General features: G+C 42.1%; 20 protein-coding genes. 7 read left to right on the top strand and 13 right to left on the bottom strand.

Annotated elements, in window-relative coordinates; translation table 11 throughout:
- Positions 1-10 precede the first annotated feature (10 nt).
- Positions 11-454 carry a phosphatase domain-containing protein gene (locus tag VDIS_RS09035; RefSeq protein ID WP_013336930.1) on the bottom strand — a complete coding sequence of 148 codons (444 nt, stop codon included), beginning with the start codon at positions 452-454 and terminating at the stop codon, positions 11-13.
- 8 nt (positions 455-462) lie between these two features.
- A complete protein-coding gene (locus VDIS_RS09030; protein WP_013336929.1) occupies positions 463-1656 on the bottom strand; it encodes an aconitase X in 1194 nt (397 codons plus the stop codon).
- 66 nt (positions 1657-1722) lie between these two features.
- Here VDIS_RS09030 and VDIS_RS09025 point away from each other — a divergent pair, with 66 nt between their 5' ends.
- Entirely contained in the window at positions 1723-2487 is a 765-nt protein-coding gene (locus tag VDIS_RS09025; RefSeq protein WP_013336928.1) for a trehalose-phosphatase, read from the top strand.
- 172 nt (positions 2488-2659) lie between these two features.
- On the opposite strand, the gene VDIS_RS09020 is transcribed toward VDIS_RS09025, so the two are convergent.
- Positions 2660-3928 carry a TiaS agmantine-binding domain-containing protein gene (locus VDIS_RS09020; RefSeq protein WP_013336926.1) on the bottom strand — a complete coding sequence of 423 codons (1269 nt, stop codon included), beginning with the start codon at positions 3926-3928 and terminating at the stop codon, positions 2660-2662.
- Between the two features lie 119 nt (positions 3929-4047).
- Between VDIS_RS09020 and VDIS_RS09015 the strand changes: the two genes are divergently transcribed.
- Positions 4048-4983, top strand: a complete 936-nt coding sequence (locus tag VDIS_RS09015; protein ID WP_013336925.1) for a DNA polymerase sliding clamp — start codon at positions 4048-4050, stop codon at positions 4981-4983.
- A gap of 41 nt (positions 4984-5024) precedes the next feature.
- Here VDIS_RS09015 and VDIS_RS09010 read toward each other — a convergent pair whose 3' ends face one another.
- The 7 genes from VDIS_RS09010 to VDIS_RS08980 all read right to left on the bottom strand — a co-directional run bounded on the left by VDIS_RS09010 (position 5025) and on the right by VDIS_RS08980 (position 12091).
- Positions 5025-5927, bottom strand: coding sequence for a hypothetical protein (locus tag VDIS_RS09010; RefSeq protein WP_013336924.1), 903 nt, complete (start codon positions 5925-5927; stop codon positions 5025-5027).
- A gap of 6 nt (positions 5928-5933) precedes the next feature.
- Positions 5934-7121 (bottom strand): nucleotidyltransferase family protein, encoded by a 1188-nt coding sequence (locus VDIS_RS09005; protein WP_013336923.1) that lies wholly within the window; start codon positions 7119-7121, stop codon positions 5934-5936.
- Between the two features lie 5 nt (positions 7122-7126).
- Positions 7127-8962 carry a glutamine--fructose-6-phosphate transaminase (isomerizing) gene (glmS, locus tag VDIS_RS09000; protein ID WP_013336922.1) on the bottom strand — a complete coding sequence of 612 codons (1836 nt, stop codon included), beginning with the start codon at positions 8960-8962 and terminating at the stop codon, positions 7127-7129.
- 52 nt (positions 8963-9014) lie between these two features.
- Positions 9015-9701: a suppressor Mra1 family protein gene (locus VDIS_RS08995; RefSeq protein WP_013336921.1), complete on the bottom strand. Its 687-nt coding sequence runs from the start codon at positions 9699-9701 to the stop codon at positions 9015-9017.
- A 19-nt stretch (positions 9702-9720) separates the two neighbouring features.
- Positions 9721-10215 carry a GNAT family N-acetyltransferase gene (locus VDIS_RS08990; RefSeq protein WP_013336920.1) on the bottom strand — a complete coding sequence of 165 codons (495 nt, stop codon included), beginning with the start codon at positions 10213-10215 and terminating at the stop codon, positions 9721-9723.
- Between the two features lie 237 nt (positions 10216-10452).
- Complete coding sequence (locus tag VDIS_RS08985; protein WP_013336919.1) at positions 10453-10935, bottom strand: 30S ribosomal protein S13; 483 nt, start codon at positions 10933-10935, stop codon at positions 10453-10455.
- A 37-nt stretch (positions 10936-10972) separates the two neighbouring features.
- Complete coding sequence (locus VDIS_RS08980) at positions 10973-12091, bottom strand: nucleotidyltransferase family protein (protein ID WP_013336918.1); 1119 nt, start codon at positions 12089-12091, stop codon at positions 10973-10975.
- A 105-nt stretch (positions 12092-12196) separates the two neighbouring features.
- Here VDIS_RS08980 and VDIS_RS08975 point away from each other — a divergent pair, with 105 nt between their 5' ends.
- From VDIS_RS08975 to VDIS_RS08960, 4 genes are all read left to right on the top strand, one after another.
- Positions 12197-13597: a hypothetical protein gene (locus VDIS_RS08975; protein WP_013336917.1), complete on the top strand. Its 1401-nt coding sequence runs from the start codon at positions 12197-12199 to the stop codon at positions 13595-13597.
- A 50-nt stretch (positions 13598-13647) separates the two neighbouring features.
- Entirely contained in the window at positions 13648-15018 is a 1371-nt protein-coding gene (gene cca / locus VDIS_RS08970; RefSeq protein ID WP_013336916.1) for a CCA tRNA nucleotidyltransferase, read from the top strand.
- Positions 15019-15080: 62 nt separating this feature from the next.
- Complete coding sequence (locus VDIS_RS08965; protein ID WP_245522499.1) at positions 15081-15521, top strand: hypothetical protein; 441 nt, start codon at positions 15081-15083, stop codon at positions 15519-15521.
- A gap of 7 nt (positions 15522-15528) precedes the next feature.
- Positions 15529-16182: an orotidine 5'-phosphate decarboxylase / HUMPS family protein gene (locus VDIS_RS08960; protein ID WP_013336914.1), complete on the top strand. Its 654-nt coding sequence runs from the start codon at positions 15529-15531 to the stop codon at positions 16180-16182.
- On the opposite strand, the gene VDIS_RS08955 is transcribed toward VDIS_RS08960, so the two are convergent.
- Genes VDIS_RS08955 through VDIS_RS08945 form a run of 3 tightly spaced genes read right to left on the bottom strand, consistent with a single transcriptional unit; the run spans position 16179 to position 18999 of the window.
- Positions 16179-16934 (bottom strand): TRM11 family SAM-dependent methyltransferase, encoded by a 756-nt coding sequence (locus VDIS_RS08955; RefSeq protein WP_245522498.1) that lies wholly within the window; start codon positions 16932-16934, stop codon positions 16179-16181. The genes VDIS_RS08960 and VDIS_RS08955 overlap by 4 nt on opposite strands.
- Positions 16894-18000, bottom strand: coding sequence for a DUF373 family protein (locus VDIS_RS08950; RefSeq protein ID WP_013336912.1), 1107 nt, complete (start codon positions 17998-18000; stop codon positions 16894-16896). The genes VDIS_RS08955 and VDIS_RS08950 overlap by 41 nt, the downstream gene beginning before the upstream one ends.
- 3 nt (positions 18001-18003) lie before the next feature.
- A complete protein-coding gene (locus tag VDIS_RS08945) occupies positions 18004-18999 on the bottom strand; it encodes a coiled-coil protein (protein ID WP_013336911.1) in 996 nt (331 codons plus the stop codon).
- 103 nt (positions 19000-19102) lie between these two features.
- Between VDIS_RS08945 and VDIS_RS08940 the strand changes: the two genes are divergently transcribed.
- Complete coding sequence (locus tag VDIS_RS08940; RefSeq protein ID WP_013336910.1) at positions 19103-20863, top strand: succinate dehydrogenase/fumarate reductase flavoprotein subunit; 1761 nt, start codon at positions 19103-19105, stop codon at positions 20861-20863.
- The last annotated feature ends 4 nt before the right edge of the window (positions 20864-20867 follow it).

The raw sequence follows: 20867 nt of genomic DNA, 5'->3' as shown, positions 1-20867 counted from the left end.
ACGCATCACTTTAAGAAATCACCACAGCATCAATTCCATTACTCACTAAGGTTGATACGGTATTGGCATTATCGTCGAAGTGCACGAGAATCTCATACCTCCTCATTATATTCTTAATAATCCACGATTTATAGATTGGGTCAGGTTGAGTATTATTATCGGGCCTCATAAATAACTCGTCAAATTCCTTCACGCCAAAACTCCGTAGTTGACTTATTGTGCATTCCCTCATTGACTCCCTCCTACCCGTCACTATTATTATGCCAAAACCCCTATCCCTTAATAACTTAAGGAGACTTATGTTTCTTGGTTTAGGACTATCCATAAACAATTTATTACAATCAAGGAAGCAATCCCAATCAACTTCATTATTAGGCTTAAGGCACAATCTTAATCTATTTTCCGAATCAACAAGGACTCCATCTATATCGAAGGACACGTACTTAATGCCCATCACCCCCACTAATCATCGAATGCTAAGTCCAGGCACTCAATACCATCACAACTTATATAGTTAATGCCAACCATCTTAGGCAGGTAATACATCTGCTTAACTGACTCGGTGGCTACGATATTAACCCTAACGCTCTTAAGGAATGGTGATACTACTGGGCATGTAGTTAATACTAGGTGTATATTAGAGTCCTTAAGCATATTAATGATGCCCTGGCTTAGGGAATTAATTACGAAGGGAGTTGTGGCTATGTAAATGGGCTTCTTAGCCCTCTTAAATCCCCTATTCCTCACGTAATTAACCACTGACAGGACTTCATCAATTCCGTAATGAGGACACCCGAGGAATACCGCATCAAAGTTACGTGCCTGAGTTTTAGCATCTTTAATAATGTCATTAATATCAATATCTATTACCTCAGGCCTACTCATCATTGCAAAATACTCCTTATAGTTTGGTGTTATTCCGTCAATAACAATGAATGCATGGGGTGAGTATGTAGCGTAACTAGCTAGTAATTGCTTAATTACGGCATTGCCACCAAGTTTGGCCACGAGGTATGGCTTCCCATCACTGACAGACTCTGCAATCCTTTTGCCTAGGAGCCCAGCGATTAATGGGTCAGTGATTGGTTGGTTTCCCTTAACCCTAACAATGTGTGTTGGCGTTCTACCATTTATCGTATAAAGTCCGTACCTCGGTACTTTACCAACCAATGCTGATAACACCACAAAGGGTCCCGGTAACTTCTCAGTCCATGCGTCGTAGATGGCATTTACGTAAGCTACGGCGTTCGATTCAGCCCATGCGTGGTAGGTTCTCGGTCTAATCCGTAGGTACTCATATGGGGTGCACGTGAGCCATAGGCTGGCGCCCATACTCTTTAACGCATTTATTATTCTCCATTGTTTATCGATGAATTCTTTATCTATTCCCCAATCATTAAGCATATCAATGCCCACGGGGTTAACCGTTGTAAATACACGAAACCTAGCATTAGACTTGGCTAAGTCCTCTAAGTACTCAAGGCCTGGATCACCTATTGTTAAGTAGGAAACACCTGCAATGTGCGCCGTCTCTATATCGAGCAACTTATCGGCCTTGAGCACATCGCCAACCCTAACTATTACCTGCATTGCCCTTGCAATGGCATCTCCATAGTCACCACGAAGCATTGCCTCCTCATACCTACTAAGGTACATTCAGCGCCTTAGAGGTTGTGGAGAAAATAAATCTTATTAAATTGATTATATTACACGAACTCGGTAATGCCCAATAATAAAATTAACATATTTAGGAATGTTTCAGCGTTATTTACTGATTATGATGGAACAATAGCGCCGATAGACGTTGCCAGGAACCTGAGTAAACCTCCCGAACCTATTTATGAGAAATTACGTGAAATAAGCATGTACATACCAATAGCTGTAGTAAGCACGAAGGATTGTGACTTTTTAATACCGAGGACGGGGTTTGCCAGGGCGTGGTCGTGCACGAATGGCCTTGAGATAAGGATTAATGATAATCGCTATATACATGAGGATTTACCTAAGTGGCAGGATAAATTTATGTTCATAATTAATTATATGAACGGCATTGATGAATTAAGGAATATATACGTAGAGATTAAGCATGTTGGTGATTTAATTGGTGGATTAGGAATTGATTGGAGAGCCAGGGGCTCAATAAATATGGAGGCTCTAAATCGTATTATTAAATTGGCTAATGAATTGGGGTTCAATGTAATCAGGTATAGGGGTCATCCATTCATAGATATATATCCAGGTATTCAGGTTGATAAGGGTTATGCCGTATCACGGCTTAGGGAGCTCATGGGCATAAAGGGACCAATAATGTATATGGGTGATTCAGAGAATGATATTCCTGCCATGAAGGTTGTTGAGTACCCTATTGGTATTAGGCATAGATATAATGAGGGCCTTGATCTACCAGTGCTGTTGTGGGTTCGTGAGGAGGAATTACCAGCTTTCCTGGGTGATTTACTTTCAATTTTAAAGTCCAAGGCTCATTAACTTCCGCAGTCGAATTAACCTACTTAATCGCCGCAACTTAACCTCATAGTTAATGCTCACTTTTAAATCAATTCTAAGAGAATTCATGACCCTAGACTCAGCAATGCTCTCCACATTCATAGGCTTCTTGAGTGCCGTAATTAGATGTATTAAAAACCTTTCTCTATAGTAATCAATAAACCCATAGAAATGGTTTAGGCATATAGAGTGCAAGACCCTCAAGACCAACCCTCTCGCTAGGCTTCATTAAATGCCTATACTCACTAGCCCTGGGATTTACTGAGAACCACCTATTTCTCGGCACTAACACCCTGGGTAACCTATCCTGAAAACCACACCGCTTACACCTTAATATGCCCGACCTACCCACTGACTCCATGGGTCCACCACACACAGGGCACCTCGGATTCCTCACCTCAACATATCTATCATGAAGAACCCTCACACCTTCTATGTAAAGGCTGAAATCACCATTTAACTTAACACCACCCCACGCCTGAACAACGCAACCAACGCAACCATCTAATTCCCTGGAAATCCCCAGGTGCCTGTATGCTATTGCCCTTCTGTCATTATCAAAGGCAATGAATGCATGCCCCTTATCATTGAATACTACATTCGTGATAGCACCCACGAGATCGACATTCCTATATGGTATGAATTCGCTCATGCGTGATCTATGATCGTTAGTTCCCTGGTTCGTTATGTAAATGATCCAACCAATGGCATTATACTTATTGGCTAGGTAATTGCCCATGGCAAGCACATGATATGGTGAATCACCCCTAACGCCAAAGAGCACGGGGTCAGGCCCGTGGGGCTCAATGAGTACCTGGTTATCGTATATATTCAAAAACGTGAAGTGGCTTGTTACATCATCCCAGGGCTTTACATCACTGGGTTTAATGATAGGTCTTTCCTCATCCTCAAGCCTGTATGCAATGAACTCGAATGTAGCATCAATTGGAATAAATCCTAAAGACGCTAATGCCCCTATGACACCTCTGCCACCCACGAGCTTGGCATTAACCTTATCAGCAACCTTACGTGCGAGGTCTAGCGTAACCATATCCCTAACACTTTTCCTATAAAACCAAAGTAACCTCTCGTTGATATTCGATAAGTCATTTATTACCATATACGCAATTCCAGGGCTTGTCTTACCAACTCTCTTAACCATTTGGTCTATTAATGATTCCATCAACTCAACATAATTCGCGACCTCATCCTCAGACGCAACATGTATGATTATTGATAGGGATGCATTACCTCTTGTCTTAAATGGTACATAAGGATTCAGCCTCGTTAAACGTGGTAGTCCAACAACATTATTAATCGAACCATCCTTAATTAGGTATTTTACGAATGAATACATGACATAGGTCGTGCACCCACCACCCTCCCAATCAGTATCATCAATACCAATCATTAAGTAAGGCATTTTGCGATAAGTCCTATGGGGAATAATATAATTCCTTCCTCATTATACCCTGCTGAAATTATCTTAATTTAGGCGATGAAAGCCTTTTAAATTAAAACTACAATTAGTATCAATCAATTATGGTTGAGAGTGAGGAGCCTGAGAAGGAGGAACGTGAAGAAAGTGAGGAAGAAGAGGAGACCACTGAAGGCGAGGAAGCCGTGGAAGAGACAACGGAGGAAACAGAAGAGGTCAGTGAAGAAGGCGCCGAGGAGGGTGGTGCAGGCGGCGTTGTTGAGACCGAGGAGTACTACAGGATAATGTTCCCTAAGGGTAAGGAGTTTAGGTACGTATTTACGGCCCTAGCCAATCTACTTCAGGAGTCGAACCTTATCATTGATTCTGAGGGTATTAAGATGAAGTCGATAGATCCGAGCAAGGTTTCTCTAGTGATATTGAACATACCTGGCTCAGGACTTGAGGAGTACACAGTGACGAAGGAGTTGAAAGTTGGGATAAGCTTCGACCTTGTTAAGAAGATTTTGAAGAGGGTCAAGGCTAGAGAGAAGGTTGAGCTTGGTGTTGATACGGCTAAGAATAGGTTCTTCATAACTATATACACGAAGAAGGGTAGGGAGGGTGGTTTCTATAGGAGGTTTGGACTTCCCATAATTAACATTGCTGAAGAGGAGGTCCCTGAGCCAAAGCTTGAGTACCCTGTTAGGATTAGGATGGATATGGGGGTTTTTGTTGACGTATTAAGCGCAGCCAATGAGGTTTCCGATTCCGTGAGGTTTATAGCTAAGGAGGACTCCTTCTCTATATTGGCTGAGGGTGAGGGTGGTAAGGCAATTGAGACAACTTACACAAGTAGTGATGAGGTCTTTTATGAATACTCAGTGCAGGGTTCCCATGACTCAACGTACTCCGTTGAATTATTACTTGACTTTATTAAACCCATGAAACAGATTAGTGAGACTGTGACGATAGAATTTGATAATAATAAGCCATTAAAGTTAACGATGGACTTTGCGATTGGTTCCATTCAATTCTACCTGGCACCAAGGGTTGCCTAATATACTTCAAATTAAGCGATTCATCTTATCCCTTATCTTAATCATACACTATACTTAATTGATAAGTAATCGTGAGGAGGCACCATAATTGGTGTTAATTGTGAAAGGTTAGCATCAAGCGATACACCCTTGATAGAACCCTCCCTCGGCCTAAAGTCAATGTTGAAGTCAATGGCGGAATCACTCCAATTACCTACGAATATTAATCCATGCCCATCCAGGGATTCAATCCTAGTCACTATGTGCGTTGGCATTATGGACATAAACTCATAATCATTACTGAGGGTTACCTTACCACCATTGATATTAATGTTCAAATCACTAATTGCATATGCACGGTTTAAACTCGTTATTAAAATTATGAAGTGCTCATTAATGTACATGAGAATCCAATTGAGGTATGGTGTAATCTTCGTATCCATAGTTATGTGAAATGGCCACGTTATTGGATTAAGCAATGATAAGAAAGTTAAGTATTTTAGTTCATCATTAGATGAAGACATTAATTCATCAAGTACCCTGAGGCTCATTAAGGGCATGTTATATCTATTAAATGCGATGGATAACTTAGAGAGGTCCTCAGGGCTCAATTCCTTAATTCTTCTGTAATAACTATACAACATGTTTACCGCTTTATTATACTCATACAACCTATTTGCTAAGCATATTAATTCATCAGAACAGCCCCTTCTTAATTCACTCCTGACCCTCATCATTTCGCTCTTCAGGTTTACGATAGATTTAACGCTCCTTTCCCACCGTAATTCCCTATATACATCCAGATACCTTGCCATTAATTCATCACCGCAATACCCTACATTGGCATTAATTAACTCATAGGCGTTCCACAACCATAATGCATAATCACACCTAGGCCTTAAATAAATACCCATTCCTAGTCTCGAGGTGTAGTCCTGCCTTGATGTGAATATCGTCACGTACATTTTTAATTACTTCAATACCGATAGCGGTGGTATATACCTATTATGTTCTATTATTGATCCTGGATAGATCACGGAATTAGCCCCAACCCTAGCCTTAGGCCCCACAATGGCGCCCAACTTAGCTATTTGCTTACCCTTAACAATGACAGGTGATAGGTGTGATACCTCGACCCCACTCGGTAATACATTTAGTGTTACAACGCCAGGTTCTATGGTGCTTTCATCACCAATTACTGAACTACCTATGAATGAACCCCTACCCACGGTAGCCCTATACCCAATGAGAGACTCCGTTATTTCAGCATCAGCGCCTATCACCGACTCCTCCTCAAGCGATGTATTGTTCCTAATTAATGCATTATTACCGACGTACGCATTCCTACCGATATACACAGGCCCCCTAATTATTGCGCCGTGGTCTATCCTGGCGCCCTCATCAACTATTACGGGTCCCTCTATGACCGCCTTCGACGAGATATCGGCATCCTTACTAATCCTAGCCTCCCTTAAATCACTCATTAGATACTTTATGGCGCTTAATAAGTCCCAGGGATAGCTGACATCAACGAACCACCCACTCCAAAGAGCTACGTTAACATTGCCCTTAAACCTCATTAAGGTGCTATTAATATTCCCATTAAAGTCATGAAGAGAGACCAGGAACTCCCTCTCAGCGATTAGTATGCCAGTCCACGCATAACCCGATTTATGCTCATTAACCTTATTAATTACCACGACATCATCCACCTGAACCTCGAAGTAACCCTGTAAATCTGACAGTGGAGTCATCAATACGGTAACCGGCTTACCTGAATTCACGTGGCTATTTAGCGCAAGTTCATAAGCCTCTCGGGGCAGTATAACATCACCAAAGGATATTATTGTTGTACCCCTACCGGCGATTTCATATATCATCTTTAATGCACTGTCAATATCATCACCCCTCTGCCCAACGTTTTCTATCGAAACATTGCTAAAGTATCGACCAACCTCATTACCTACCTTAGCCGGGTCCCTGGAGATTATGTAAATCGTCCTTAACCCTAGATAGACCAGGTTATTCGTTGGATAATAAATCAATGGCTTACCCAGTAACTTAATGAGTGGCTTATCGAGATAGGGCGTTAATGGTTCCATGTTGGTGCCCCTACCGCCACCAAGTATTACCCCAAGAACCTCCCTATAATGTGCCATACTGCTCACTCCACGGTTACCGTCTTAGCCAAATTCCTTGGTTTATCAGGATCGTAGCCGCGCGCAACGGCTGTGTAATAGGCGAGGAGTTGCATTGGTACTATGTATATTATTGGAGCGATCCTATAGTCAATGTTTGGTAACTCAAACGTTACGCTCAGTAATTCCCTAAACTTACCAACGTACTTCTCGGGAACAAAACCTATGGTGTACGCATCCCTAGCCTTCATTTCCATGACGTTACCGAGCAGCGCATCTACATTGTCATCATCAAGTATCGAGAATACGACGGGGTAACCCTCCTCAACAAGTGCTATTGGTCCATGCTTACTCTCACCGGCTGGGTATGCCTCGGCATGTATGTACGCTATTTCCTTCAGCTTCAGGGCGCCCTCCATACTCAACGGGACGCCAATGCCTCTACCCAGGTAATACGCATTATTTCTACTCTTCATATACTCACTTAACGCCTTCACCTTACCCTCAGTTTTTGTTATAACGTTTTGAAGAAGCCCTGGTACCTTATTAAGAGAATCCATGAGGTTTCTATATTCATCTTGACTCAACCTGCCCATTGCAATGCCAGCCCTTAGGGCGAGTACCGTAAGAACAACCAATTGGGTAGTGAAGGTCTTCGTGGCTGCAACGCCGATTTCAGGGCCTGCCCTCGTATAAAGTACGTAATTTGACTCCCTGGGTATTGCACTGTCAATTACGTTTGAAATGGCGACCACCTTAGCGCCCCTTTCCTTAAATGCCCTCACGGCAACCAGCGTATCTATGGTCTCGCCTGACTGGCTTATGGCTATTACGGTATCGCCCTCGTTAACCGCATTAACATACTTCTTATATTCAGAGGATATGAGCGCATGTGTATCAAGACCAAGCATTGTTGTGAATAGATAATCACCAACGAGGCCTGCGTGGTATGATGTACCGGCACCAATTATTAATATCTTTCTTGAATTTAAAAGGAGATTAACTACATTATCGAATTCCTTTTCATTAATTCCTGCCAATGTTGAATTTATGGCGAATGGCTGCTCATGGATCTCCTTAAGCATGAAATGTGGATACCCCTCCTTACTCGCCATCTCAGGCGTCCAACTAATGAGCCTAATCCTCTCCTCAACATTCACGGGAACACCATCCCTCTCAATATAGACCTTACCAGGTTCAATATACCCATACTCGCCATCCCTAAGTACTATCACCATGTTTGTAAATTCGAGGAAGGCCGGTATATCACTGGCAACGAAATTAGCGCCATTGCCGATGCCGATGACCAATGGCGAGGTATTCCTGGCAAAGTAGAGTCTATTTGGTTCCTGAGCTATTGCAACAACAAATGCATAGGCGCCCCTCAGTCTTGATAGTGCCGCCTTAAAGGCATCAAATGGTTTATAACCAAGTTTTAAATACTCCTCGATTAAATGGGCAACGACCTCGGTATCAGTCTCGCTCTTAAATACGTGACCCTTCCTAATGAGTTCCTCCTTAAGCTCTAGGAAGTTCGATATTATGCCATTATGTACAACAGCAACATTACCCGTACAATCCGTATGTGGGTGTGCATTCTCATCACTTGGCTTTCCATGGGTAGCCCACCTGGTATGCCCAATGGCTGTTGTACCGTTTACCTCGTCAAAGTTTAGTCTCGCACTAACCTCGGCAATCTTACCCTTACCCTTCCTAACCTCTATGTAATTACCCTTGATAACCGCAATACCGACAGAGTCATAACCCCTGTACTCAAGTCTTTCGAGGCACCTCCTAACTACCTTACCAATGGGCTCCCTAAGGTTATTCGGCAACGACGTAATACCGATAATGCCACACATAACCTAAGCACTTAATCCTAGATAAAGTAATTAAAATTAATAAATATTTAGCCTAGGAGATAAGTCCTAGTTCAATCTCAAGTGCGGTTAGCAATCTGCATAGTATTGATGATGTATCCATAATATATTTACCGATCTTCAGAACATCATCAGCAAGCCCATAAGTACGCTCTTCAAATGAGCCCCTGGGAAATGCGCCAATCATTATTAAAGGTCTCTTAAAATTCTTGACATAATCAATGAATGATTTTAGAGACACTTCCTTTCCTTTTACGTCATCAAGAAGTATTTTACGGTCAGGTGATTCGGTGTTTAATACGTAGTTAATTCCATTCACAAACCTCATTAATGGCTTACCAACAGGCGGCACTCTACCAACCTCAAACAATTGGCTCATTAACCCAATGAAATTATCGTAATTACGTGGTGGGCGTATCTCAGGATCGACATCAATTACTAAATCATTCACTGTATGTACGTACGTCTTGACTAAATTATTTCGCGCAAGTAAACTGCCCTGAATTAGAAGGAGTGCTTGGTGAAGTATGTCGGGTCTTCCTCGTTTTTCTGCATTAGGTAATCTGGTCATGGCTCTATGATGCCTAGCCCTATCGAGGATTAAGTACCTTGGGTTCACCCCTCTTCTCTTTGCATCCCTAATTATTACTGGGTCACTTAGTAACTCCTTAGGTATTGTCTCGAGTGAAGCTTCAGTGAGTAATAGTATTACCTTATCCACAGTAGTAAGTAGAGTGGTATTAATTTAAGAATTGATCAACATTTATACTCTGCAGGTTAAAGATTGTGGTACATTCATCGTACATACACTTTATGATTCCATGGAACTTCCTAGATATAGCTAGTATTCTGTGGTTATCGGGGGTTGAATATGCTACCAAGGTCTTGGCACCCCTTCTCTTTAAATCATTTATTGCGTATGCAACGAGCCTAGTACCAATACCCTTCCCCTGATAATCATCCCTAACAACGATAGCCATCTCATAACAGCCATCACTTAGATAAACAGCCTCTAAAACACCGACTAATTCATTGCCTATAAAAGCGCCGTAAACGATATTACGTGGATCAGAAAAGACGGATTTAACGTATCTCTCAAAGTCCTTAAAGAAGCCCCTGAACCTATAATAAATACTTTCATTACTTAATGAATTATATAAATCAATGACCATACTCATATCATTACCCTTTAACTCCCTAAATCCAAGCCTAATCAATGGCTTCACGATGCTCATTCTCAATCATAATTCATTATCATTAATCCTTTTAAATTTCTTTCTCTTCAAGTGTAAAATACACCTAGTAGAAGTATCATATACAAAGAAATAATGACGAATCTATACGAACATTATTATATAGAATAGAATTGAATACTTAAGAATACTCCTACGTTGAATTACCACGTTAAATATTAATCATATTATGTTCATAATAATTAAACGAAAATTAATCTACTGGATTAGGTTTTTCCTTTATTTACTACTGCCTCCGCCTCCTCCACCTCCCGGCGCCGCCTTACCCTTCGTTACGCCCACTGTTAAGCCTAATCTACCTGTTGTCCTTGTCCTCTGGCCCCTAACCTTAAGCCCAAGGTTATGCCTAATGCCCTTCCAACTCCTTAACTTCTTCATTAAGTCAATATCCTTCTTAGCCGCTAACACTAAATCCGCACCTAGTAGGTGAATATTTCGCCCTGTCTCTGGGTCCTTAGGTCTATTCACAAACCAACCAGGTGCGAACTGGTGTAGGTTCCTAACAGCCCAATCAAGCTTCCTAACAGTCTCATCATCAAGTTGACCCAGCCTGATTGATGGGTTTATTCCCAAGTACCTACATATTGCATATGCCGTTGATATACCAATACCCCTAATTTTAGTTAAGGCATATGCTACGGGCTTAAATCCATCTAGGTCAGTGTCACCAATCCTCACTATCTGTCTAACCTCCTGGGACATTCGGCTCTAATGCACCTATGGGTATTTAAATTTTAATTTATAAAATGATCTCGCCCTCCCTATATATTGGCTCCATTATCTCCCTATAGGGCCCAATCTTCGTATTCTTAGCTATAAACACGGAATCCTTTATATAAACGCCATCACCAATTACAGACCCATCCTCAACCCTAGCCCATTTGCCGATGTACGTATTACTCCCAATGATGCTTCCCGATACGTAAACACCATCACATAATGAGGATCCCTCAAAAATGAGCGAATTCACTACCTTGACCGTATTCCCAACCTTAGTATTCCTGTGTATTATAACGTTCGGCCCAATCTCTGTGCTGCTTCCAATAGTAACGTTAGGCCCTAAATAAACGGGAGGCTGTATGGTAACTGTTGATGGCAAGTCAATATTTATACAGCCATTATTAACATCCCTGCACCTGTTCGTTAAAACGCTGAAGTTAGCCCTCATGTAGTCCTCGGGTGTCCCAATATCGAACCATAGACCATTGTGTATATATCCATAAACCTCACCCATCCTCAATAGCTTTGGTATAACGTCAATGGCAAGCTTAACCTGGTTTTCTGGATTTTTCGGTATTAACTTAATAATTTCCTTCGTAAATACGTAAAATCCAGCATTTATTAAGTTGGAGCCAACGTATTGCTTGGGCTTTTCAATGAAGTTTATTATCCTATTGGTTTCATCTAGTTGAGCAACTCCATACCTAGATACATCGTCTACTCTGGTGAGGGTTATTGTGGCTGTGCCGCCCATTTTTTCATGAAAGTTTACGAGAGCATTTGCATCTATATTGCTGAGTATGTCTCCGTAGACCACGAGAAACGTATCCGTGAGTTCATACTTTTCATTAATTAGTGATATTGGGCCAGCATCACCAAGTGGTTTATTTTCCATTACGAATATTAGCCTATCCTTAAATTCGCTCCATACCTTCTCCATGTGCTCCTTAATTAGGTCACCCATGTACCTTATCGATATGAAGACCCTGTTTAGCGGTATTCTCGTTATGGACTCCATGATCCAATCAATTATCTCCCTATCAAGCACTGGCAGGAGGGGTTTAGGACGTGAGTAACTAAGGGGTCTAAGTCTCGTTGCTAATCCGCCAGCTAATATTATTGCATCATAGCTCTTCATATGCAATATTTCACCTTCTGGATATTTAATTTTTTATTGTGCCATTTAGGTTTTGAAGTTAATAAGGATTAAAAGGTATGCCCCTTGCTACTTAAAGGGGTTAATGTGAATAATATTCCTGATGCTTGTCATTGGGATCGTGAGTGCATAACGAACTCAATAGCATCAGTACTTATACAGGCATTAAAGGGCTCTGTACCTAAGGATTTAGCTAATAATAGTGCATTTCGTGATTTGGTACGTTGCGATAATAAGTGTACATTGCCCATAAGTGATTATTCGATAATTAGGGGCTTAGATGAGGCTAGTATCAGGGATGGCGTTGTTAAAGTCATTAGGTTCATAGACTTGGGCGATATTCCAGACCTAGTACAATTATTAATTAATATGGATTTGGAACCAGGCATTGTTGCGGTTGATGAGAATGTGGATATTAACATAAAGGGTGAGTTAGGGGCTAGGGTTAATGAGGCCCTTGGTATAGCCCTTTACTCAATAGCTGCTTATGATAATGCCATTACCAGGTTTAGTGCGGCTGCCGCAATCTATGAGGGCCTCGGTAATGTAGGTAAGGCGCGCTTCATGGAGGCTATGTCGAAGATAGCGAGGGCGGAGGACCTTAGGGTTAGGGCTTCAAGGCTTCATGAGGAGGGTAATCATGATGCTGAGAAGAGTATCATTGAGGATGCATCTAAATTATACGCATCATCGGTTGTAAACTTTAGGGAGGCCGTAGGGATTGAGGAAGCAAGGGCTAATGAGGTATTAAGTATGATGGACTCCTCAGAGGTACTCGCTAATTACTACTTCACTCATGGTGATATAGCCAGGGCCATGCAGTATTACGATGCCTGCAGAAGCGCCTTAAGTAATATACAAGGTTTAGGTAGGGATTATTGGAACGCTGTGAAGATAAAGGGCGATCTATGCTCGGCATTTTACCTACTATGTAAGGCTATTGAGGAAGGTGATTGGAGGACTTATGAGGAGGCCGGTGATAAATTTCTCGAGCTAATAGGCGAGGGCTTAATCGATGAATTGACCACAGAGGGTGCGGTAATGTCCTATAGGGGTGCCATAGACGGTGTTGAGGAAGTTGATGATGCCATCAGGATATACTCAAAATACGTTAAGGCCGTGAGTAAGTATTTCGATAACGTAATTAAGGATAGGTATGGTAGTTTCGAGACATTTATTGAGGAGTTCCGTAAGGGCGACTATGAGAGCCTTGCTCACGTGCTTAATACCGATATTAATACACTTAAGCTTTACGTGGTCGGTAAGATAATAATGGACGTGGTTAAGGAGGAGGGGTTTAGCGAGGATACGGCCCTTGAAGTACTTGCCTACTTAGCCGGCCTTGGGTTGAACCCCCTTGATATGAGTGTTGACGAGATGATTGAGGAATTACATGGGTTCATCGTGGATGAGGACTTCCTTAATAGGGTTAAGGATTTACTAATTAAGATTAAGGGTAGACTCAGTAATATCGTTAGCAAACAATAAGTGATTAAGTGAGGGTGGTTTTATTAATTTATTAGCATTAAATATGCATTGTGAATATTGAGGGGGTTTTATCGGAAGCCGTTAGGATTGTTACGCCAAGCCCTGAGGAAAGGGATAGGGTTATTAATACGGCAAATGAGGTCGTTAGGTTATTAATAAACGGCTTATCAAAGCGTGGTTATAGGGATTTTGATGTAACGATACAGGGCTCTGTGGCTAAGGATACGTGGTTGCCTGGTGATAGGGACATTGATATTTTCATTATCCTGCCTAAGGATTACATTAACAGGATTAAGGATGGTAGTATAACTAATGATTTAATTAATATAGCGATTGAAAACAACATTAATTGGAATATTAAGTATGCCCAGCATCCATACATTCAGCTGTTAATGAATGACTTCGAAATCGACGTAGTTCCATGCATTCGTATAAACCCCGGAGAGAAGCCGCTAACCGCGGCTGATAGGACGCCATTACATACTGAGTTCATAAATAGTAGGCTTGGTCAGAGGACCACCGATGTTAGATTGTTGAAGGCATTCTTTAAGTCGGTGGGAATTTATGGTGCAGAGATTAAGGTTCAGGGATTTAGCGGTTATGTGAGTGAGTTATTAATAATATACTATGGTTCTTTCCTCAACACGATTAAAGCCATTAGTAATTGGTCGTTAAAACACGTGTTCATAGACATGACGGGTACATATAACGAAAAGGACGCTATAAGGAGGTTTAAATCACCCGTTATAATAATAGATCCTGTTGATCCAAGCCGAAACGCCGCGGCATCAATAAGTAGGGAGGTATTAGCTACAGCTATAGCGGCGTCAAGGGAATTCCTTAGGAACCCACGAATAGACTTCTTCATGAAGGCCCACAGGGTAACGAGACCTGCCTGGGTATTACCAACAGTAATTATGAGGGTGCCCTACCCAGGGAATACATCGCCAGACATTGTATGGGGTGAGATTAAGAAATTAATGTCATCATTAAATAAAAATCTTAGAAAGCTTGAGTTCCAGGTAATTCGATCAATGGCTTGGAGTGATGATAAATCAACGATCCTATTAATGATATCCTTAAGCGAACTTGAGCTTCCTCCGTACGAATTGCATGAAGGTCCTCCCGTTAATTCAAACGCCGCTGAGGAGTTCATTAGGAAGTATGTTAATGATCCAGGCGTTATTGGTCCATTTATAAGGGGTTCACGATGGTTTGTGGTTAGGAAAAGGAGGTTTTCTGATGTTATCGATGCAATTAAGCACTTAGTATCTGCCATGTCGTTGAAGCATTTAAGGAGTTCCCTTAATGATGCTCAATACATAAAGATAAAGTCCATCAATGATTTGAACAATTTTGAACAAACCGAGAGGGTCGTCATTGAGGAGTTTCTTCGGTCACGACCCTGGTGGTTGGATTAGGCTACTCTCAATTTTTCATAAGCGATATTTTTTTAAAGTATCTCGTTAATAAATCAATGAGTATGTCAAGTGCGCCCGATCTCGAGCTAATGACCTTTAACGGAGTTAAGGAGCTTCTTAATTACGTAAATAATCAAATAAGCGATCTTGAGAGGAGAATTAAGGATATTGAGGGGATGATGAGTGAGTTGAAGGTTAAGGCCGATAAGTACATGGCGCTAATGAAGATGATAGAGGAAATAGTTGGTAAGGGTCAGCAATTACCGTTATCAACGGCAATAGAACTTACGGGCCTTAAGATAATTTTTGATCCAAGGCCAATAGATGAATATGAGACACTCGATGAGAGTAGGAAGGCCATGGCAGATAGGTTAGCCGCACTAACGAGGGTTAAGGACGTACTTGACGTAATTATTAGTAAGCTTGGTGATAAGGCTGATGTGCCAATACTTGTTGAGTTAAAGATGGGTATTCCAGTTAAGATAATATTCAGGAGTTGGTGAGCCTAAATTGAAACTACAGGTCGCGTTAGACTTAACGGAGCCTAGCGTGGCTGTTGACATAGCGCGCAGACTATGCAGTGCAGGGGCTGTTGATATTGTTGAGGCAGGTACTCCGTTAATTAAGGCAGCTGGTATATTCATAGTTAGTGCATTGAAGGTTGCCTGTCCAAACGTGGAGATAATGGCTGATCTTAAGACCATGGATGTTGGCGCCCTTGAGGCCAGGTTAGCCATTAATGCAGGTGCCAATATAATCAGTGTCCTTGGGGCTGCGGCTAATGAGACAATTAGTGAGTTCATAAATGAGGCAAGAAGACTTGGTGGTAAGCCATTAATTGACATGATAAGTGTTAAAGATCCGGCGGCTAGGATTAAGGAATTGCTAAGTGCGGGACTAAGGCCTGACTATGTTGGTTTGCACCTCGGAATTGATGTCCAAAGAAGTAGGGGTTTAACAGTTGAGGACTTGATAAGCGAGGCCGTGAATATTAAGAATAATTATGGTTTAGCGGTTGCTATAGCTGGTGGTATTAATGAGGAGGTGGCGCCTAAGATCAGGGGTACGAACATAGACGTGGTGGTTGTGGGTAGGGCAATAACTCAATCCACAGACCCTGTGGCTGCTGCTAAAAATATTAGGAGGCTACTTGGTATTGACTAAGGCTTCTTAAAGACATAGATTAATCGGGTTAATCCGCCGTGAACGTATTGTAGACCATTAATTATTAATTCGAAGCCAGCATTCAAGAACCAATCAAGGGAGTTTACATACGTGGGGTGCGAAAAAGCCACATAACCGCCACTCCTCAAAACTCTAAAGGCCTCCTCAGCGAAGCCCCTGTACAGCGAATCAAGGTCTAAGTCACTTATTGATAACCTATTGTATGGTGGGTCTGTTGCAATTGAATGAATTGATTCGTTTCTAATGGGACTTAATAGGGAGTCTGAATTTATGGCGTCTACGTACATATTGTTTAATAAACCCAGGTATTTCGGGTTAATATCCATCCCAATTACACGGGCACCAATCAGCATAGCCTCCTGGGCAATTATTCCAGAGCCAACGAATGGGTCAAGGAAGACCTCACCCTCCTCAGTTCTCGCTAAATTAACGAGGAGTCTCGCAATACGTAAATCGATAATAACGGCATCACTCCATCTGCCTCTCCTTAAAACCCTATATCTTGACCTATTAAGTTCCACAAAAAGCTCCTTATTGACTCCATCATCAATCCAGGCACGTTTAATCAACGCGGCTCTACATATCCTCTTCCTCAGCGACTCAAGGTTGCCTCTATAATCAACCACTAATTCCCTGGAATCCTCAATAAGATCTAGGGAACCGCCAGATAATTCGCTTAATGCCTCGAGTTCACCGTACGCCAAGGCCTTTAGATCCTGACTTACCTCCACCCTTAATCTTACCATACCTATTTCTCAAAATTCCTAGCGCAATCAACGTTATTAACCCTATCACAGTATAAATCATTAAATTAAATAGTAGGGTATACGTACTCACCTTACCAAACATATAACCGGCTAAGTCACTTGCCACTAGTAATAGAAATACCGTTAAAAGCACATCAGCGGCAACCCTGCCAAAGGGTCTAATCCTAAATTTTGTGTAAACCTCAATTGCATTAACCGTGAGTATTGCACCGACCACAAGTCCGACTAAGTCAAACACGTTCAACGCGCCCCAGAGTGGTATAGTCTGATGTAGCATATAGTAGGTAGATAGTGAGTATATTATTACGAAAAATATCGAGAGAGCCGATATAAAGAACGTGGCCTCATACATCCTAAGAAATCGAAGCATATTCTCATGAAGATTAAAGCCATAAAGTATGAATACAACACCCAGCAGTATCGTAATGCTTGCCACAATCATAGTCCTAATCATGGCTGGTATATACGGCCACACGCTATAAAATGCTCCATAAATGAGTAATAAGGCTCCAGGTACACCAAGTGCGTACCTTCTATATCTAGGTTCACTAAATAATTTACCAATGTAGTACCTGGCAAGCACTGCAAATTCTTCAAAGCCCCTCGTTTGCTTAACTACGATTCTTCTTACGGAAACCACGGGTCTCCTTGATTGAATAAGCGGGACAACAACCTCATCAGAAGGTCCATCAGAAACCACTACGAATCCATCTGCATCAAATACCTGAAGTACCTTATCAACCTCACTAAGTATCTTCATGTCAGCAGTAACATCCTCCGAACTTGTCCCTGTAATCACGGCTATCTCGACGTTCTCAGAGCCAAACGTGGAGATCAAAGTATCATAAAGCTGTATTGCGCCGAACATGGCGTTTGCATCAGAGTCATCTGGGTACCTAAGTATGTATTCCGTAGCCACCTTAAGCACATTATTCCTGCCAATTATTGGTGTAGGAACACCAAGCCTTTCGCCTACGTCATTATCCCTATCGACATAGAGCACTATTAGTCTTCTTACGAGCTTAGACATGGCTCACTTCTCATTTTCTTCATCATACTCCAGACCTAATAAATCATTCAGTGATACTCTTTCACCCTTCATCAACTTCTGAAGGCCTTCCTCAGCCCTTCTCCTTAACTCTTCCTTGATCCTTGCCTCCTCCTGCTTCTTTATGGCGAGGCTTTTCGACTTGCGTGCAGCCGCCAGTAATAGTTGGTACTTGTTTAATTCCTCATTCAATTCCCTTAAGCGAGTCCTTAAATCCTTAATCTCAGCCGACTTACTCAATATAGCCTTCTTTAACTCATCCCGACGAGCCTTAAGCGAGTCCCTCTTACTCTTTAATTGAATGATTTCATTAACAATGGATTCCCTCTTCTTCTTCAATTCCTGTATTTGAGACTTGATATTAGCAAGGACATTATTATAAAGATCCCTCATTTGCTGCCCTAACTCCATCCTTTCCTTACGCATTTTCTCAATTTCCTGAGAGTCACGACTTATGTATTCCTTAATTCTCGAAAGTACTTCGGCCGCGTTCAACTCCTTCTCCAACTGCTGTATTGTCCTAAAGAATTCCCACTCCTTCTCAGGATCCGTGGGCGATATCTCATGCTCAAACTCAAGCTTATCTATTAACTCCTTTAACTTATCCTTATCAACGGGTTTACCACCAATTAAGTCATTAACCATTTTCAGCAATTCCCTATACTTCCTTACCCTATCTATCAATTCCTTAATCCTCTTAAGCAGTTCAAGTCTTTTATCCTTAAGTTGCTTTAACGTACTCACTATGTCATCCCTACTCTTCCTCAGCTTAGCGATTTCATCCTTAACACCCTTCAACTCAGCCCTCTTACTATTGAGTTGATTTATCACTGAACTTATCTCTTCCCTAACCTTATTCAACTCATTACGAAGGCCCTCCCGCTCCTTCTCCCTACTCTCAATTTCATTCCTAATCCTAAGAATTTCACTACTCAATTCCTTAATCTTACTCTCCAACTCCTCCTCATTCAAAAATGCCATTCAAATAAGCCATACTAAGGAAGGTATTAATAATGCTTATCCCAGCCCTGATGTTTCGATAAGGGAAGAAAATATAAACCACCTATGTAAAACGAAGTAAGATATGACTGAAGTACTTAAGTACGATTTGATAATTATTGGTTCCGGCTTAGCCGGTTTAAGAGCCACCTTTGAGGCAGCCAGGGTTTCCCAGGGTAAAATTAGGATTGCAGTCCTATCAAAGGTTCATGCAATGAGGAGCCACTCCGTCAGTGCTGAGGGTGGTGCAAGCGCAGTTTTATACCCAAAGGAGACTGGTGATAGCCTTGATCTACATGCGTACGATACCGTTAAAGGCAGCGACTTTCTCGCGGATCAGGATGCCGTTGAATTACTGGTGCGTGAAGCCCCTAAGGAAATAATATTTATGGATCACCTAGGCGTTCCCTGGTCCAGAGATGAAAAGGGCAGGATACTTCAAAGGCCATTTGGTGGCATGTCTATTCCTAGGACGACATTCGCTCAGGATAAGAGTGGCTTCTTCTTAATGAGTACGTTATACGATAATGTACTTAGGTTTGATAATGTTGAATTCCTTCATGAGCACTTCGTCACATCGTTGTTGATGGACCACGGGGTATTCAAGGGAGTTACCGCAATTGACCTAAGGACTGGTGAGTTTAAGGTAATACTTGCCAAAGCGGGTATAATTGCGACTGGTGGTAATGGCAGGGTTTACAAGTTCACGACAATGGCCTGGTCATCAACGGGTGATGGTTACTCATTGGCATATAGGGCTGGAATACCACTTAAGGACATGGAGTTTCCACAATTCCACCCAACAGCCTTGGTTCCCAATGGCATTTTAATAACAGAGGGTGCAAGGGGTGAGGGTGGTTACTTAATTAATAAGGAGGGTGAGAGGTTCATGAAGAGATACGCGCCGAGTAGAATGGAGCTGGCTCCCAGGGACATAGTCAGTAGGTCGATAATTACGGAGTGCATGGAGGGCAGAGGCTTCGTGGACGAGGAGTCTGGTCTCTGCTACGTATTATTAGACCTGAGGCATCTTGGTGAGGAGAGGATAAATAAGAGATTACCGATGATTAGGGAAATAGCGATTAAGACTTTAGGTATTGACCCAGTTGATGAGCCAATACCCGTTAGGCCAGCAATGCATTACATGATGGGTGGCATACACGTTGATTTATACGGCCAAGTAATGCTTGATGAGGACAAAACCAGAGTGCCGAATTTATGGGCCGCCGGTGAAGCAGCTAACGTTAGTGTTCACGGAGCCAATAGGCTAGGTAGCAACTCATTAAGTGAATGTCTCGTGTGGGGTAGGTTGACCGGTGCTGCTGCCGCTAAATACGCGATGTCAGCTCCAGACTCAATGCTTGAGTATACAGGTGATATAGCAACTAAGGCGGCCAATGAGGAAAGCAGGATCTTTGATAAGTTACTCCATAAGGAGGTTGGCGCTGAAAATCCGTACTCCATTAGAGAGGAGATGAATAGGACAATGGACACCTACGTCTATGTGTTTAGGGACAAGAATGGGCTTGAGGAGGCTTATTCAACAATAAAGAGGTTGAGGGAGAGGTTCCTGAATGTTAGGATTGAGGATAAGGGTAGGTACTACAATACAAACCTTAAGGATGTGCTTGAGCTGGACTTCCTGCTTGAACAGGCGGAATTAATAATTGTTGGTGCATTAACAAGGACCGAGTCGAGGGGCGCCCATTATAGGCTTGATTATCCAAAGAGGGATGATGTTAATTGGTTGAAGCATACACTATACTTCTACACGCCTGATGGGCCGAGGCTTAGTTACGTACCTGTCCGCATAACGAGATGGAAGCCTGAGGAGAGGAAGTACTAAGGTG

This window comes from Vulcanisaeta distributa DSM 14429 (genome assembly GCF_000148385.1).
GTDB lineage: Archaea > Thermoproteota > Thermoprotei > Thermoproteales > Thermocladiaceae > Vulcanisaeta > Vulcanisaeta distributa.
The sequence above is the reverse complement of the archived record's forward strand: the minus strand, read 5'-3'. Positions and strand labels throughout refer to the sequence as shown.

Bases quoted from the DNA above. Each gene is read 5' to 3' on its own strand.
- VDIS_RS09035 (WP_013336930.1), bottom strand. From the start codon at position 454: ATGGGCATTAAGTACGTGTCCTTCGATATAGATGGAGTCCTTGTTGAT.
- VDIS_RS09020 (WP_013336926.1), bottom strand. From the start codon at position 3,928: ATGCCTTACTTAATGATTGGTATTGATGATACTGATTGGGAGGGTGGT.
- VDIS_RS09015 (WP_013336925.1), top strand. From the start codon at position 4,048: ATGGTTGAGAGTGAGGAGCCTGAGAAGGAGGAACGTGAAGAAAGTGAG.
- glmS (WP_013336922.1), bottom strand. From the start codon at position 8,962: ATGTGTGGCATTATCGGTATTACGTCGTTGCCGAATAACCTTAGGGAG.
- VDIS_RS08980 (WP_013336918.1), bottom strand. From the start codon at position 12,091: ATGAAGAGCTATGATGCAATAATATTAGCTGGCGGATTAGCAACGAGA.
- VDIS_RS08950 (WP_013336912.1), bottom strand. From the start codon at position 18,000: ATGTCTAAGCTCGTAAGAAGACTAATAGTGCTCTATGTCGATAGGGAT.
- VDIS_RS08985 (WP_013336919.1), bottom strand. From the start codon at position 10,935: ATGTCCCAGGAGGTTAGACAGATAGTGAGGATTGGTGACACTGACCTA.
- VDIS_RS08990 (WP_013336920.1), bottom strand. From the start codon at position 10,215: ATGAGCATCGTGAAGCCATTGATTAGGCTTGGATTTAGGGAGTTAAAG.
- VDIS_RS09005 (WP_013336923.1), bottom strand. From the start codon at position 7,121: ATGGCACATTATAGGGAGGTTCTTGGGGTAATACTTGGTGGCGGTAGG.
- VDIS_RS09010 (WP_013336924.1), bottom strand. From the start codon at position 5,927: ATGTACGTGACGATATTCACATCAAGGCAGGACTACACCTCGAGACTA.
- VDIS_RS09025 (WP_013336928.1), top strand. From the start codon at position 1,723: ATGCCCAATAATAAAATTAACATATTTAGGAATGTTTCAGCGTTATTT.
- VDIS_RS08965 (WP_245522499.1), top strand. From the start codon at position 15,081: ATGTCAAGTGCGCCCGATCTCGAGCTAATGACCTTTAACGGAGTTAAG.
- VDIS_RS08940 (WP_013336910.1), top strand. From the start codon at position 19,103: ATGACTGAAGTACTTAAGTACGATTTGATAATTATTGGTTCCGGCTTA.
- VDIS_RS09030 (WP_013336929.1), bottom strand. From the start codon at position 1,656: ATGTACCTTAGTAGGTATGAGGAGGCAATGCTTCGTGGTGACTATGGA.
- VDIS_RS08945 (WP_013336911.1), bottom strand. From the start codon at position 18,999: ATGGCATTTTTGAATGAGGAGGAGTTGGAGAGTAAGATTAAGGAATTG.